At 66.5% G+C, this 13,157-nt stretch carries 15 protein-coding genes; 10 read left to right on the top strand and 5 right to left on the bottom strand.

Annotated elements, in window-relative coordinates:
• Positions 1-40 precede the first annotated feature (40 nt).
• The 7 genes from mce (at position 41) to queA (ending at position 4,330) form a co-directional block, all read left to right on the top strand.
• Entirely contained in the window at positions 41-445 is a 405-nt protein-coding gene (gene mce, locus ACSQ24_RS13105; protein ID WP_126111733.1) for a methylmalonyl-CoA epimerase, read from the top strand.
• Between the two features lie 2 nt (positions 446-447).
• A complete protein-coding gene (locus tag ACSQ24_RS13100) occupies positions 448-849 on the top strand; it encodes a RidA family protein (RefSeq protein ID WP_436095099.1) in 402 nt (133 codons plus the stop codon).
• Positions 846-1,076: a DUF1467 family protein gene (locus ACSQ24_RS13095; RefSeq protein WP_436095098.1), complete on the top strand. Its 231-nt coding sequence runs from the start codon at positions 846-848 to the stop codon at positions 1,074-1,076. Before ACSQ24_RS13100 ends, ACSQ24_RS13095 begins: the two co-directional genes overlap by 4 nt.
• Positions 1,077-1,468: 392 nt before the next feature.
• On the top strand, positions 1,469-2,029 hold the full coding sequence (locus ACSQ24_RS13090; protein ID WP_436095097.1) for a peptidylprolyl isomerase: 561 nt from the start codon (positions 1,469-1,471) through the stop codon (positions 2,027-2,029).
• A 4-nt stretch (positions 2,030-2,033) separates the two neighbouring features.
• A complete protein-coding gene (locus tag ACSQ24_RS13085; protein ID WP_436095096.1) occupies positions 2,034-2,666 on the top strand; it encodes a hypothetical protein in 633 nt (210 codons plus the stop codon).
• Positions 2,666-3,133: a peptidylprolyl isomerase gene (locus ACSQ24_RS13080; protein ID WP_436095095.1), complete on the top strand. Its 468-nt coding sequence runs from the start codon at positions 2,666-2,668 to the stop codon at positions 3,131-3,133. The genes ACSQ24_RS13085 and ACSQ24_RS13080 overlap by 1 nt, the downstream gene beginning before the upstream one ends.
• 114 nt (positions 3,134-3,247) lie before the next feature.
• Positions 3,248-4,330 carry a tRNA preQ1(34) S-adenosylmethionine ribosyltransferase-isomerase QueA gene (gene queA / locus ACSQ24_RS13075; protein ID WP_436095094.1) on the top strand — a complete coding sequence of 361 codons (1,083 nt, stop codon included), beginning with the start codon at positions 3,248-3,250 and terminating at the stop codon, positions 4,328-4,330.
• Positions 4,331-4,447: 117 nt separating this feature from the next.
• Here queA and ACSQ24_RS13070 read toward each other — a convergent pair whose 3' ends face one another.
• On the bottom strand, positions 4,448-5,464 hold the full coding sequence (locus tag ACSQ24_RS13070) for a purine-nucleoside phosphorylase (protein ID WP_436095093.1): 1,017 nt from the start codon (positions 5,462-5,464) through the stop codon (positions 4,448-4,450).
• A 178-nt stretch (positions 5,465-5,642) separates the two neighbouring features.
• Between ACSQ24_RS13070 and ACSQ24_RS13065 the strand changes: the two genes are divergently transcribed.
• From ACSQ24_RS13065 to ACSQ24_RS13055, 3 genes are read left to right on the top strand one after another with little or no spacing between them, the layout of a single operon-like run.
• Positions 5,643-6,305, top strand: a complete 663-nt coding sequence (locus ACSQ24_RS13065) for a tetratricopeptide repeat protein (protein WP_436095092.1) — start codon at positions 5,643-5,645, stop codon at positions 6,303-6,305.
• Between the two features lie 52 nt (positions 6,306-6,357).
• A complete protein-coding gene (gene der / locus ACSQ24_RS13060; protein WP_436095091.1) occupies positions 6,358-7,746 on the top strand; it encodes a ribosome biogenesis GTPase Der in 1,389 nt (462 codons plus the stop codon).
• The gene (locus ACSQ24_RS13055; protein ID WP_436095090.1) at positions 7,746-8,156 is read left to right on the top strand and encodes an NUDIX hydrolase; all 411 of its coding nucleotides are present in this window, start codon (positions 7,746-7,748) and stop codon (positions 8,154-8,156) included. The genes der and ACSQ24_RS13055 overlap by 1 nt, the downstream gene beginning before the upstream one ends.
• A gap of 248 nt (positions 8,157-8,404) precedes the next feature.
• On the opposite strand, the gene ACSQ24_RS13050 is transcribed toward ACSQ24_RS13055, so the two are convergent.
• From ACSQ24_RS13050 to radA, 4 genes are all read right to left on the bottom strand, one after another.
• Positions 8,405-9,145, bottom strand: a complete 741-nt coding sequence (locus ACSQ24_RS13050) for an SDR family NAD(P)-dependent oxidoreductase (protein WP_436095089.1) — start codon at positions 9,143-9,145, stop codon at positions 8,405-8,407.
• A 19-nt stretch (positions 9,146-9,164) separates the two neighbouring features.
• Positions 9,165-10,634 carry an amidophosphoribosyltransferase gene (purF, locus tag ACSQ24_RS13045; protein WP_436095088.1) on the bottom strand — a complete coding sequence of 490 codons (1,470 nt, stop codon included), beginning with the start codon at positions 10,632-10,634 and terminating at the stop codon, positions 9,165-9,167.
• Positions 10,635-10,664: 30 nt separating this feature from the next.
• Positions 10,665-11,384 carry a CvpA family protein gene (locus tag ACSQ24_RS13040; protein ID WP_436095087.1) on the bottom strand — a complete coding sequence of 240 codons (720 nt, stop codon included), beginning with the start codon at positions 11,382-11,384 and terminating at the stop codon, positions 10,665-10,667.
• A gap of 194 nt (positions 11,385-11,578) precedes the next feature.
• Positions 11,579-13,003 carry a DNA repair protein RadA gene (radA, locus tag ACSQ24_RS13035; RefSeq protein WP_436095086.1) on the bottom strand — a complete coding sequence of 475 codons (1,425 nt, stop codon included), beginning with the start codon at positions 13,001-13,003 and terminating at the stop codon, positions 11,579-11,581.
• Positions 13,004-13,157: the final 154 nt, after the last annotated feature.

Here is a 13,157-nt window from a genome sequence, read left to right as displayed (position 1 = left end):
ATATCGCCCGCTGCCTGCCGAGACCGAACGGAGCCTTTGAATGATCGGACGCCTCAACCACGTCGCCATCGCCGTGAAGGATCTCGCCGCCTCGACCGCACTCTATCGCGATACGCTCGGCGCCCGCGTCTCGCAGCCGCTGCCGCAGCCCGAGCACGGCGTCACCGTGGTTTTCGTCGAGTTGCCGAACACCAAGGTCGAGTTGCTGGAGCCGATGGGCGCCGATTCGCCGATCGCCAAATTTCTAGAGCGCAACGCCGACGGCGGCATCCATCACATCTGCTACGAGGTCGACGACATCCTCGCCGCGCGCGACCGATTGAAGGCGCAGGGCGCGCGTGTGCTCGGTTCGGGCGAGCCGCGCATCGGCGCCCATGGCAAGCCCGTGCTCTTCCTGCACCCCAAGGATTTCTGCGGCACACTCGTCGAGCTGGAACAGGCCTGAGCATGACGTCCGAGATCGCATTCTTCGGCGAACCGGAGGCTGGGTCGCCGCGCCCCTTCAGCCTCGCCGCGCGCGCGGGCGGCCTCGTCTTCGTCTCCGGCCAGTCGGCACCGCATGATCCCGCGAACGGCATCACCCGCGGTGCGACACCCGGAGAGCAGGTGAGGCAGGCGCTTGCATATATAGCCGGCGTCCTGGCCGAGGCCGGCTCCAGTCTCGACCGTGTCGTGCAGGTGACGATGCTGATCACCGACCCCAACGACTATGCCGCCTGCAACGCCGAATATGTGAAGCATTTTCCGAACGGCCTGCCGGCCCGGCACACCGCGCGCTTCGGCGTGCCGACTGAAGCCAGGGTCGCGTTCTCGTGCATCGCCCTGGCCGGTGAGGGCAGCACATCATGACGATCGGCGGCGGGCTCGCAGTCTATTTCGTGATCTGGTGGACGGTGCTGTTCGTGACGCTGCCCTTCGGCGTGCGCAGCCAGGCCGAAAGTGGCGAGGTCGAGAAGGGGACCGATCCGGGGGCGCCAGTGCTGCCGGGTCTTGCCAAGAAAGCGGTGGCAACGACGATCCTCGCTGGCATCGTCTTCGGCATCGTCTGGTATATCTGGGCCAACCTCGATATCTGAACGGTGTTCAGTACAACCCAGCGTATAGTTCAAAAACAAAAAGCAAGGCTTTCGCCTTGCCTTTGGAAGTCTATTTTTTACCGCAGTATCGGCGCGCTATTATCGACGCGCACTCATATACCAGCGGCTGTTTGTTCCTCCCGAGACCTGGTCCGCGGCGCCCGGAAAACGGTCGGGCGTGCCCAGCGCTGAATTGATTAGCGGATCGCAATAATGTTGTCACCTGTTTAGGCAGCGTCCGCCCGAACTTTTTGCAAAATTATTCCAGTTTGTTCTTGTGCAGTGCAACATTGTTCGCCGGGCGCGATTCCGCGCCTTGTTCCAGTCATAGGATGTCGCTACCTCGCTGCCTCAGATGCGCCGGGCCGTTCCGGCGGTCAGGAGAGATTCCGATGCTTCGCACCACGCTCGCTGCCCTGGCATTTTCCGCTTCCATTGGCCTGGCTCAGGCCCAAGCGCCGGCGCCGACAAATCTCGACCCGCAGAACACCCTGGCGCTCGATACCAAGGATGGACGCGTCACCATCCGCCTGCGGCCTGATCTCGCGCCCAAGCATGTCGAGCAGATCAAGGCGCTGACCAAGCGCGGCTTCTATGACGGCATCGTCTTCCACCGCGTCATCGACGGCTTCATGGCCCAGACCGGCGATCCGAAGGGCGACGGCACCGGCGGCTCCGACCTGCCGAACATCCCGGCCGAATTCACGCCAACGCCGTACAAAGCCGGGTCGGTCGGCATGGCCCGCTCGCAGAGCCCGAACTCGGCCAACTCGCAGTTCTTCATCTGCTTCGAGGGCTGCGGCTCGCTGACCGGCCAGTACACCCTGTTCGGGGAGGTCGTCTCGGGCATGGATGCCGTACGCAAGATCAAGAAGGGCAGCAGCGCCAACAACGGCTCTGTGAGCGGCCCCGACAAGATCATCCGCATGCGCCTGCTGGCGGACGCCAAGTAAACCTATGCGCCGGTCGCGCCTGACTGCATTCGCGCTCCTGCTGCTGGTTTCGGCCAGCAGCTTCGCGCATGCGCAGGACACGCGCGATCTCGGCCTGCCGCCGGCTTCCGGCTTCCAGAATCCCGTCCTGCCGCCGCCATCGGGCTCGCAGAACCCGGTGCTGCCGCCGCAATCGGGTCAGCGCTATATGCCTGGCATCGGCGGCCCCTTCGGCGAGGGCGCGCGCCGGCCGGTCAGGCCACCGCAAACGCCTGGCGTCGACAACGGGGTCAGCGGTACGGTCACGCCCGAGACGATCGGCCTCGGCGAGGAAACCATCGACCGGCTCGACCAGATCGGTCCGGCGCTGCGCCGCTGCTGGCAGCCGCCGTCGCTCGATGCCCAAAATGGTAGCGCCAGCGCGAGCGTGCGCTTCAGCCTGCGCCGGGACGGCACGCTCTTCGGCCAGCCGCGCGTCACCTGGGAGATGCGGCGCGCGCCGCCTGGCCTGCGCGAGCGTTTCAGCGACTCGCTGATGCGCGCGGTGCGCGACTGTACGCCGATGAGGTTGTCGCCGGGGCTCGGAGGGAGTATCGCAGGCCGCCCGATCATCATCCGCTTCTTCGGCCGTGTGCCGACCAATGAAAGATCAGTCTGATGTCGCTCGATCCTGAGAACACCCTCGTCATGGAGACCACCAAGGGCCGCGTGGTGATCAAGCTGCGGCCGGATCTCGCGCCGAACCATGTCGAGCGCATCAAGCTGCTCGCCCGCGAGGGCTTCTATGACGGTATCGTCTTCCACCGCGTCATCGACGGCTTCATGGCCCAGGTCGGCTGCCCGCACGGCACCGGCACCGGTGGCTCGAGCTATCCGGACCTGGCCCAGGAGTTCAACGCCGAGCCGCATGTCCGCGGCGTCTGCTCGATGGCTCGCTCCCAGAACCCGAACTCGGCCAACAGCCAGTTCTTCATCGTCTTCGACGACGCCCGCTTCCTCGACAAGCAGTACACCGCCTGGGGCCAGGTCGTGGAAGGCATGGAGAATGTCGACAAGATCAAGCGCGGCGAGCCGGTGCGCGATCCCGACTCCATCGTCTCGATGAAGGTGATGGCGGACGCCTGAGGCGTTCTCGCAGCTTCGTCATTGCGAGGAGCGTAGCGACGAAGCAATCCAGGGCGGCAGAGCTCTACGACCCCTGGATTGCTTCGCTGCGCTCGCAATGACGGGGACCGGTCCATGGACGTCGACCTCTTCGACTTCGATCTGCCTGAAGAGCGCATCGCGCTGCGGCCTGTAAGCCCGCGCGATGCTGCGCGCATGCTCGTCGTGCGCCCGGGTACGCCCGAGCCGCTTGAGGATCGCGGTATCCGCGACCTCGTCGGATTGCTTCAGCCCGGCGACGCGCTGGTGCTGAACGATACCCGCGTCATCCCCTCGCGTCTCTGGGGGCGGCGCTATCGCGGCGAGGTTTCGGCCCGTGTCGAGATCATGCTGCACAAGCGCGAGGCGGATGATCGCTGGCGCGCCTTCGCCCGCCCCGCCAAGAAGCTGAATGTCGGCGAGACGATCGTCTTCGACAGCGAAGGCGCCGGCAATGCCTGCGAACTCGCCCGGTTGCAGGCCGAGGTCGAGGACAAGGGCGAGGGCGGCGATATCGGCCTGCGCTTCTCGCTGACTGGCCCTTATCTCGACGAGGCGATCGCGCGGCTCGGCGAGTTGCCGCTGCCGCCCTATATCGCCGGCAAGCGGGCGACCGACCAGGCCGACGCCCACGACTACCAGACGACCTATGCGCGCAAGGAAGGCGCCGTCGCCGCGCCGACGGCCGGGCTGCACTTCACGCCGGAGCTGTTCGCAGCGTTGAAGGAGCGCGACGTCTCCAGCCATTTCGTCACGCTGCATGTCGGCGCCGGCACCTTCCTGCCGGTCAAGGCCGATGACACCGACGAGCACCGCATGCACGCAGAATGGGGCACGGTCAGCGCCCCGACCGCTGACGCCCTCAATGCGGTCAAGGCCGCTGGTGGTCGCATCGTCGCGGTCGGCACGACCTCGCTGCGCCTCATCGAAAGCGCGGCTGGCGAGGACGGCGTCATCCGGCCGTTCTCAGGCGATACGGCGATCTTCATCACGCCGGGCTATCGCTTTCGCGCCGTCGACCTGCTGATGACCAATTTCCACTTGCCGCGCTCGACGCTGTTCATGCTGGTCTCGGCCTTCAGCGGGCTCGATCTGATGAAGCGCGCCTATGCCCACGCCATCGCCGAGAGCTATCGCTTCTATTCCTATGGCGACGGCAGCCTGCTGTTCCGGGCATAGCACCGGACCGAAAAGTGGAATCCACTTTTCGGAATAATCCGATGCGATAACAATGTGATAGACCATCGTGATCGCGACCGATTGGGCGCGCGATGATCTAAGGCGCCAGCCTGAGCGCTATTTGGCCGGCAGCGGCGGCACGCCCTTCTGCCACTGCGCCCAGTTGCTGACGATGTGATCTACGACACGCGAGCCGACCGCCTCGACATTGGCGACGGTCTCGGCGAAGCCTCCCGCCGTCTGGCCCGGTGCCGGGTCGAGATGCTGCAAGGTCGTCTCGTTCGGATTGCCTTGGTCGAAATTGACCGCGCCGCGCAGGCTCAGGATCCGGTCGGTGCCGAATTGCCGCTTGATCACCAGCGTGATCGCCGCGGCTTCCATCTCGGTGATGACATAGTCGTCGGCGCCGTAGAGCTTGGCCATGTACTGCGCCTCTTTCGACAGGCCGGGACCATGGAAGAAGGTGTCGCCGGTCATGTGCGTACCGGTCTGGACGGAGGGTGCGGCCCGGGCGCGCTCGTCCGGGTAACGCTGGCGATACTGCTTGGCCGAATCCGAGTCCTGAAGGTTGACGCCGGTGCTCAGCCGCGTCGCCCAGCCGACTAGCGTCGGATTGAGCTTGAAGACCCGGTACTCCTCATAGCCTTTGCGCGGTATGAACACCGGCTCGCCCGGCTTGCCTTCCTCCGGCGCCCAGCGATGGCCGAGATCATAGTCGACCAGCCAGCTACCCCAGGAGACGTCGCCGATGGTGCCGCGCGAGGGCGGGGTGCCGGCGACACCAGTGATGACGAAATAGGCTTGCGAGAAGTCGTAATCCGGGTCGAGCAGGATTGCCTGCATCGAGGAGGAGGAGTTGACCTTGCCCATGCCGAGGACCGCGCCGCAGACGCCGTTCTCGTTGCAATAGATTGGCTTCAACGCGCCGCGCGCCTCATGCGGCTGGCTCTTCTGCCAGTAGCGCTCATACCAGTGCTGGAATTCGCCGGCCCGATCGCCCGTATTGGCGCCGATCTCGAACATCGAGGCGACGAAGACCTTGACCTTGGTCGGCGCAGCTTCGGCCGTGTCGTGGGCTCCGAACGCGGCGAGGGTGAGAAAGGCCGCTCCCAGCCCGGTGGCGATCCTGTTCATGGCGATCTCCTTGCCGCTGCCTGATGGAGCAGCCTTGCAGCTTGCATGCCGTGGCGGGGCGATCAAGTTGATCGCTCGAACAGTCTTCCAGCCGCTCGGGCCATCTCGCCTTGGCCGTTCCGGCTCGCATTCCGCCGGCAAAGGTGCTACCCGGCAGGCGAGAGCAGTTTGAGGCGTCATGTCCGATATTTTCCGCGAGATCGATGAGGAGGTTCGCCGCGACAAGGCGACCGCCGTCTTCAAGAAGTATGGCAATGTCTTCATCGCCATCGCCGTGCTGGCTGTCGCCGGCGTCGGCGGCTGGCAGTTCTGGCAGCAGCAGGAGCGCAAGCAGGCCGAGGCCGTCGGCGCGAAGTTCGAGGCGGCGGTGCGTGCCTCGCGCGACAACGATGCCAGCGCGGCCGAGGCGACGCTGACCGAGCTCTCCGCCAATGCGCCGGCGGGCTACCGCCTGCTGTCGCGCTTCCGCCTCGCGGCCGAGGTCGGCAAGCGCGATGGAGCCGCTGGCGCCACCGCCTTCGACGCGCTCGCCAACGATGCCTCGCTCGACCAGTACCATCGCGATCTCGCTCGCCTGCGCGCCGGCCTTCTGCGGGTCGATCTCGTGCCCTACGCCGACCTGCGCAAGGAGCTCGAGCCGCTGGCGACGCCGACCGGTCTCTGGCGTCATTCGGCGCGTGAATTCCTTGGCATTTCCGCGCTCAAGGCCAACCTGTTCGAGGATGCCGGACGCTGGTTCGACGCCATCGTCGCCGACCCGCAGACGCCGCAGGTGCTGCGCCAGCGCGTCGAGCTCTATCTGACTCTGGTCCGCGGTGGGCCGGTGACTATCAAGAATTGATTCCGGGTGCCGGTTGCTGCCGGCGGCTGCGCCCGGCACAACTGGACGGATCATGACTGCAATCATCGCCATCGTCGGCCGGCCCAATGTCGGCAAGTCGACCCTGTTCAACCGGCTCGTCGGCAAGAAGCTGGCGCTGGTCGACGACCAGCCCGGCGTCACCCGCGACCGCCGCGAGGGCGAGGCCAGCCTCGGCCATCTGCGCTTCACGGTGATCGACACCGCCGGTCTCGAAGAGGCCGACAAGGATTCGCTTGCGGGCCGCATGCGCGCCCAGACTGAAACCGCGATCGACCAGGCTGACGTCATCTTGTTCATGATCGATGCCAGGCTCGGCGTGACGCCGATGGACCAGCCTTTCGCCGACCTGGTGCGCCGCTCCGGCAAGCCCGTCATCCTGCTCGCCAACAAGGCGGAGGGGAACAAGGGCAAGGACGGCGTCATGGAAGCCTATTCGCTTGGCCTGGGCGATCCGGTGCCGTTCTCGGCCGAACATGGCGAGGGCACCTCCGACCTGCTGGAGGCGCTGGCACCCTACGTCGACGACGAGCCGGAGGAGGACGAGGAGGAGGCCTGGGCCGATGCTCCTGCCGCCGACGCGCCGGAGGAGGGCGATGACCCGAACCGGCCGGTGCGCGTCACCATCATCGGCCGCCCCAATGCCGGCAAGTCGACGCTGGTCAACAAGATGATCGGCGAGGAGCGCCTGCTGACCGGGCCCGAGGCCGGCATCACCCGCGACACCATCTCGGTCGAATGGGAATGGCGCGGCAGGCCGGTGAAGCTCTTCGACACTGCCGGCATGCGCAAGCGCGCCCGCATCGACGAGAAGCTGGAGAAGCTCGCCGTGGCGGATTCGCTGCGCGCCATCCGCTTCGCCGAGGTCGTGGTGGTTCTGCTCGATGCGACCATCCCCTTCGAGAAGCAGGACCTGACGCTGGCCGACCTGACCGAGCGCGAAGGCCGTGCCGTCGTCATCGGCCTGAACAAATGGGACCTCGTCGCCGACAAGCAGGGCCTGCTCGCCGAGCTCAAGGAGAAGGCGCATCACCTCTTGGCGCAGATCCGCGGCGTCGAGATCGTACCGCTCTCCGGGATCGCCGGCGAGGGCATCGACCGGCTGATGCAGGCGGTGTTCCGGGCCTATGAGGTCTGGAACCGCCGCGTCTCCACCGCAAAGATCAATCGCTGGCTCGAAGGCGTGCTCTCGGCCCATCCGCCGCCGGCTGTCGCCGGCCGGCGCATCAAGATCCGCTATATGACGCAGGCCAAGGCGCGGCCGCCGACCTTCGCGCTGTTCGGCAACCAGCTCGACCACCTGCCGGTGTCCTATATGCGCTATCTCACCAACAACCTGCGCGAAGCCTTCGAGCTGCCGGGCACGCCGGTCCGGCTCCATACCCGCGGCGGCGGCAACCCTTACGACAAGAGCAAGGGCTGATGCTGGAGACCGTCAGCGCGCTCTTCCTGCGCGCCGACGGGCGGGTGCTGCTGGGCTTGCGCGCTTCCTGGAAGCGGGCCTGGGCCGATCACTGGGACGCAATTGGCGGCCGGGTCGAGGCAGGCGAGGGGCTCGAAGCAGCGCTCATTCGCGAATGTCGCGAGGAGGCCGGGCTGACGCCGCTGACCTATCGCTTGATGCTCTCGGCGGAAGAACGTTTCCCCGAGCGCAACGGCGCGGCGCTCCACCACATCTATGTCGTCTCGGGCTGGGAAGGCGGTGAGGCGGAGAACCTCTCCGACGAGCATGTCCGGATCGGTTGGTTCTCGCTCGACGAGATGGCGGCCCTGCCGAACCTGACGGTACCCGACCTGATTGCAGTGGTGCGGGAGTACGCGGCTACGCTGTGAGAGGCGCGTCGTGCTCGGACTTTTCTTCCCTTCTCCCCTTGCGGGAGAAGGTGGCCGCGTAGCGGCCGGATGAGGGGTCGGGGGACATTTCAGCGTCATGGCCGGGCTTGTCCCGACCATCCACGTCTTCCTTCGGGCGAGGTGGTGTTCAAGACGTGGATGCTCGCCACAAGGGCGAGCATGACGGAAAGATCGCGCGACCCCTCACCCTAGCCCTCTCCCGCAAGGAGAGAGGGGACGGGTTGCGCTTACGCCGGCATCTGCGGCGTCAGCAGCTTGCCCTGCGGGAAGTCGAAGATCTTGCCGGTCTCGGTCCAGCTTGGCGCGGCGATCTCGACCAGATGCGGCGCCAGGTCTTCCGGGGTCCTCAGCGTCATCGGATCTTCGCCGGGCATCGCCTGGGCACGCATCCGGGTGCGCAAGGGGCCGGGATTGACGAGCATGACCCGCAGATTGGTCGTGCGCGTCTCGTCAGCGTAGCTGCGCGCCATCGCCTCGAGCGCCGCCTTGGATACCGCATAAGGGCCCCAATAGGCCAGACCCTTATGCGCGGCGCCGGAGGACAGGAAGATCGCCCGGCCGGAATCGGAGGCCTTGAGCGCCGGCTCGACCGATTTCAGCAGCCGCCAGTTGGCGCTGACATTGATGTCGAAGACCTCGGCCCATTCCTTCGGGCTGACATGGGTCAGCGGCGCCAGCGGGCCGAGGATGCCGGCATTGGCGAGCAGGATGTCGAGCCTGCCCCAGCGCTCCAGCAGGGCAGGGCCCAGCTTTTCGATCGCGGCGGCATCGGCGAGATCGGCCGGCACCAGCGTCGCACTGCCGCCGAGCGCCCGGATCTCGTCGTCGAGCTCCTCGAGCGCGCCGGTGGTGCGCGCCAGGGCGATGACATGGGCGCCGGCCTGGGCAAAGGCGAGCGCCGCGGCACGGCCGATGCCGCGCGACGCGCCGGTGACGAGCGCGATGCGCCCTTCCAGAGGCTTGGTCATCGAAATCCCGTCGAAAGGCTCAGCCGGCGGCCAGGAGCGAGATCTGCTGCTTGGCGCTCTCGCCGATGACATCGGTCAGCGAGGTCGGATAGTCGCCGGTGAAGCAATGGTCGGTGAACTGCGGCCAGGTCGGATCGCGCCGCTCATGGCCCATCGCCTTGTAGAGCCCGTCGACCGAGATGAAGGCAAGTGAATCGGCGCCGACGAACTGGCGCATCTCCTCGAGCGTATGGTTTGCGGCGAGCAGCTTTGCCTGGTCGGGCGTGTCGATGCCGTAATAGTCAGGATGGGTGATCGGCGGCGACGAGATGCGGAAATGCACCTCGCGGGCGCCGGCCTCGCGCATCATCTTGACGATCTTCAGCGAGGTCGTGCCGCGCACGATCGAATCGTCGACCAGCACGATGCGCTTGCCCTCGACCACGCTGCGATTGGCCGAATGCTTCAGGCGCACGCCGAGTTCGCGCACCTTCTGCGTCGGCTCGATGAAGGTCCGGCCGACATAGTGGTTGCGGATGATGCCGAGCTCGAACGGGATGCCGCTCGCCTGGGCATAGCCGAGCGCCGCCGGCACGCCGGAATCGGGCACCGGCACGATGACGTCGGCATCGGTTGGCGCCTCCGAAGCAAGCTGAGCGCCCATTGCCTTGCGGCGTTCATAGATGCTGCGCCCCTTCACGATCGAATCCGGCCGGGCGAAATAGATGTACTCGAAGATGCAAGGCCGTTCCGGTACGGGCGGGAAGGGCTTGTGGCTCTCGATGCCCTGCTCGGAGATGACGACGACCTCGCCGTTTTCGATCTCGCGGACGAACTTGGCGCCGATGATGTCGAGCGCGCAGGTCTCGGAGGTCAGGATCGGGCAGCCGTTGAGGTCACCGAGCACCAGTGGGCGGATGCCAAGCGGATCGCGCGCACCGACCAGCTTCTTGTTGGTGATGCCGACGAAGGCATAGGCGCCTTCGATCTGGCGCAGCGCGTCGATGAAGCGCTCGATGAACTTCGTTTTGCGGCTGCGCGCCACGAGATGCAGCAGGACCTCGGTGTCGGAGGTCGACTGGTAGATCGCGCCGTCGCGGACGAGGTTGCGCCGCAGCGTCAGCCCGTTGGTCAGGTTGCCGTTATGCGCCACCGCGAAGCCGCCACCATGCAGCTCGGAGAAGAGTGGCTGGACGTTGCGCAGGATGGTCTCGCCGGTGGTCGAGTAGCGGACATGGCCGATCGCCTGCTTGCCCTTGAGCTTCTCGATCACGCTGGCATCGGAGAAGGCATCGCCCACCAGGCCAAGCTGGCGTTCGGTGTGGAAGCGGTGGCCGTCGAAGGAGACGATGCCAGTCGCTTCCTGGCCGCGATGCTGGAGCGCATGCAGGCCGAGCGCGGTCAACGCCGCGGCGTCGGCATGGCCGAAGATGCCGAAGACGCCGCACTCCTCGCGCAAACGGTCGGCGTTCGGGTCGAACACGGCGTCGGCATCGTGGATCTGGCTCATCGCAGGCTCCATCGCGGCATTATACTCCAGTCAGGGCCGGCGTTGCGCCGGGGCGGGTGTCGCACCGGTGGTGGCCGGAGCGGGCGAATCGATCACGCGCTGCAGCGCCTGCCGATCGGTAGTGGGCGCCTGGGTGCGGCGCTGCGGATCGACAGGGGCGGTGCCGCCGGCCGGCGGGTTAGCGCCTGGCGTGCGCGGCTCTTCGGCCGGCGCCTCCGTGGGTTCGGAGCCACCCTTCGAGGGAATAAGCTTCTTGAAGAAGTCGGAATTCAGGTCCTGCGGCAGCATGGCCAGCAAGCTGCGCCCGGTTTCTTCGAGAAGCGGCTTGGCTCGCGCGTCCTTGGCCCAGGTCGGCAGATTCTTGTCGCCCATTAGGGTCATGAAGAACAGATAACCGATCACGGCCAGCAGCAGGCCACGGGCCGCGCCGAAGACGAAGCCGAGGGTGCGGTCGAGCGCGCCGATGCGCGAATCGAGCACGAAGTCCGAGATCCGTGCCGTGATCAGCGAAACGACGATCAACGTGCCCAGGAAGAGCGCGGCGATCACCGCAACCAGCGCCACGGTGTTGTTGGGAATGTATTGCTGCGCCAGCGGCAGCAGTTGCGGGTGGAAGATCCAGGCGACGACGGCCGCTGCGGCCCAGGAGCCGATCGCCAGCACTTCGCGTGTCAGCCCGCGCACGGCTGCCAGCAAAGCCGAGATCAACACCACGCCGATGACGACGAGATCGAGAATGGTCACAGGCATGTCAGGGCCGCTTTGCTGCAAAATCGGGGCCGGCACGCGTCAAATGGGTGGGCCGGGCGGATTTTGCTATACCCGCTCGCGTGCCGCGCGTCACCCATGCAGTCGGCTCATTTTGCACTGCGAGAGCCGGACCCTATCAGGTTATTCAACCTGATCGGTGAATCCGTCTCCCCGCTTCAGAGATCGGGAGCGTTTTACCGGTCGGCTTGCGGAGCGCGCTGACTGGAACGAGCCCGAGGTGCTGAAGCGGCGATCTCCGCCACAAGTTCGCCGACATGGCTCAGCCGCCGCAGCTTCAAGCCGTTTCCATCGCCGATATCGGCCCCTGCCGCAGGCAGCACCGCACTTTCGAAACCGAGCTTCGCCGCTTCGCGCAGCCTGGCCGCCGCGACCGAGACAGGCCGGATCGCGCCTGAGAGCGCGATCTCGCCGAAATGAACCGCGCCCGAAGGCAGGATCGCCCCGGTCAAGGAGGAGATGAGCGCAGCCGCCACGGCAAGGTCGGCCGCTGGCTCGCCGACGCGCAGACCGCCGGCGACGTTGAGATAGACGTCGTGCTGGCCGAGCTTCAGCCCGCCATGCGTCTCCAGCACCGCCAGGACCATGGCAAGGCGGCTGTTCTCCCAGCCGACTACGGCGCGGCGCGGCGTGCCGAGCGCGCTCGGCGCCACCAGCGCCTGAATCTCGACCAGAACCGGCCGCGTGCCCTCGATGCTGGCGAGCACGGCCGCGCCCGGCGCGTCCTGGTCGCGACCGGCCAGGAAGAGGGCAGAGGGGTTACCCACTTCGGAGAGGCCGGCGCCGGTCATCTCGAAGACGCCGATCTCGTCGGTCGCGCCGAATCGATTCTTCTGGCCGCGCAGGATGCGGAAGGCGTGCGTGCCCTCGCCTTCGAAGGACAGCACCGCGTCGACCATGTGCTCGACGACGCGCGGCCCGGCGATCTGGCCGTCCTTGGTGACATGGCCGACCAGGATCATACAGGCGCCCGAGGTCTTGGCATAGCGGATCAGCGCCTGGGCCGAGCCACGTACCTGCGTCACCGTGCCTGGCGCGCTCTCGACCTCGGAGGACCACATGGTCTGGATCGAATCGATCACCACGAGGGCAGGGCGTTCGCCTTGCCCGAGGGTAGCGATGATGTCTTCGATGTTCGTCTCGGCGGCAAGATCGACCGGTGCCTCAGCGAGGCCCATGCGCTGGGCCCGCAGGCGGACCTGGCCGGTTGATTCCTCGCCCGAGACATAGACGACGCGCCGACCGGTCATCGCCATGGCGGCACAGGCCTGCATCAGCAGCGTCGATTTGCCGATGCCGGGATCGCCGCCGATCAGGAGGACCGAGCCCGGCACGAAGCCGCCGCCGGTGACACGGTCGAGCTCAGCGATGCCGGAGACGATGCGCGGCGCGTCCTGCGTCTCGCCCTTCAGGCTTTCCAGCGCGAAGATGCGGCCGCGCGCCCGCCCGCCCGAAGACGGACGGCCGCCGCCGGGGACCGGCGCAGCCTGTGCTTCCTCGGAAAGCGACGACCAGGTGCCGCAGGCGTCGCATTTGCCCTGCCAGCGATGATAGACCGCGCCGCAGGCTTGGCAGATATAGGTCGGGCCGCGCTTGGCCATTTACTCCCTCCCCCCGCTTGCGGTGGGGAGGGCAGGGGTGGGGGGCAGCTCCGCTTGGCGTAACGATGCAGGATAGAGCTCCGGCTTTCCGGCCCCCCACCCTAACCCTCCCCACCGCAAGCGGGGGGAGGGAATTCGCGAACAGGCCGTCACG

Origin of the sequence: Allobosea sp. LjRoot237 (assembly GCF_964253285.1) — a bacterium.
Taxonomy (GTDB): domain Bacteria; phylum Pseudomonadota; class Alphaproteobacteria; order Rhizobiales; family Beijerinckiaceae; genus Allobosea.
The sequence above is the reverse complement of the archived record's forward strand: the minus strand, read 5'-3'. Positions and strand labels throughout refer to the sequence as shown.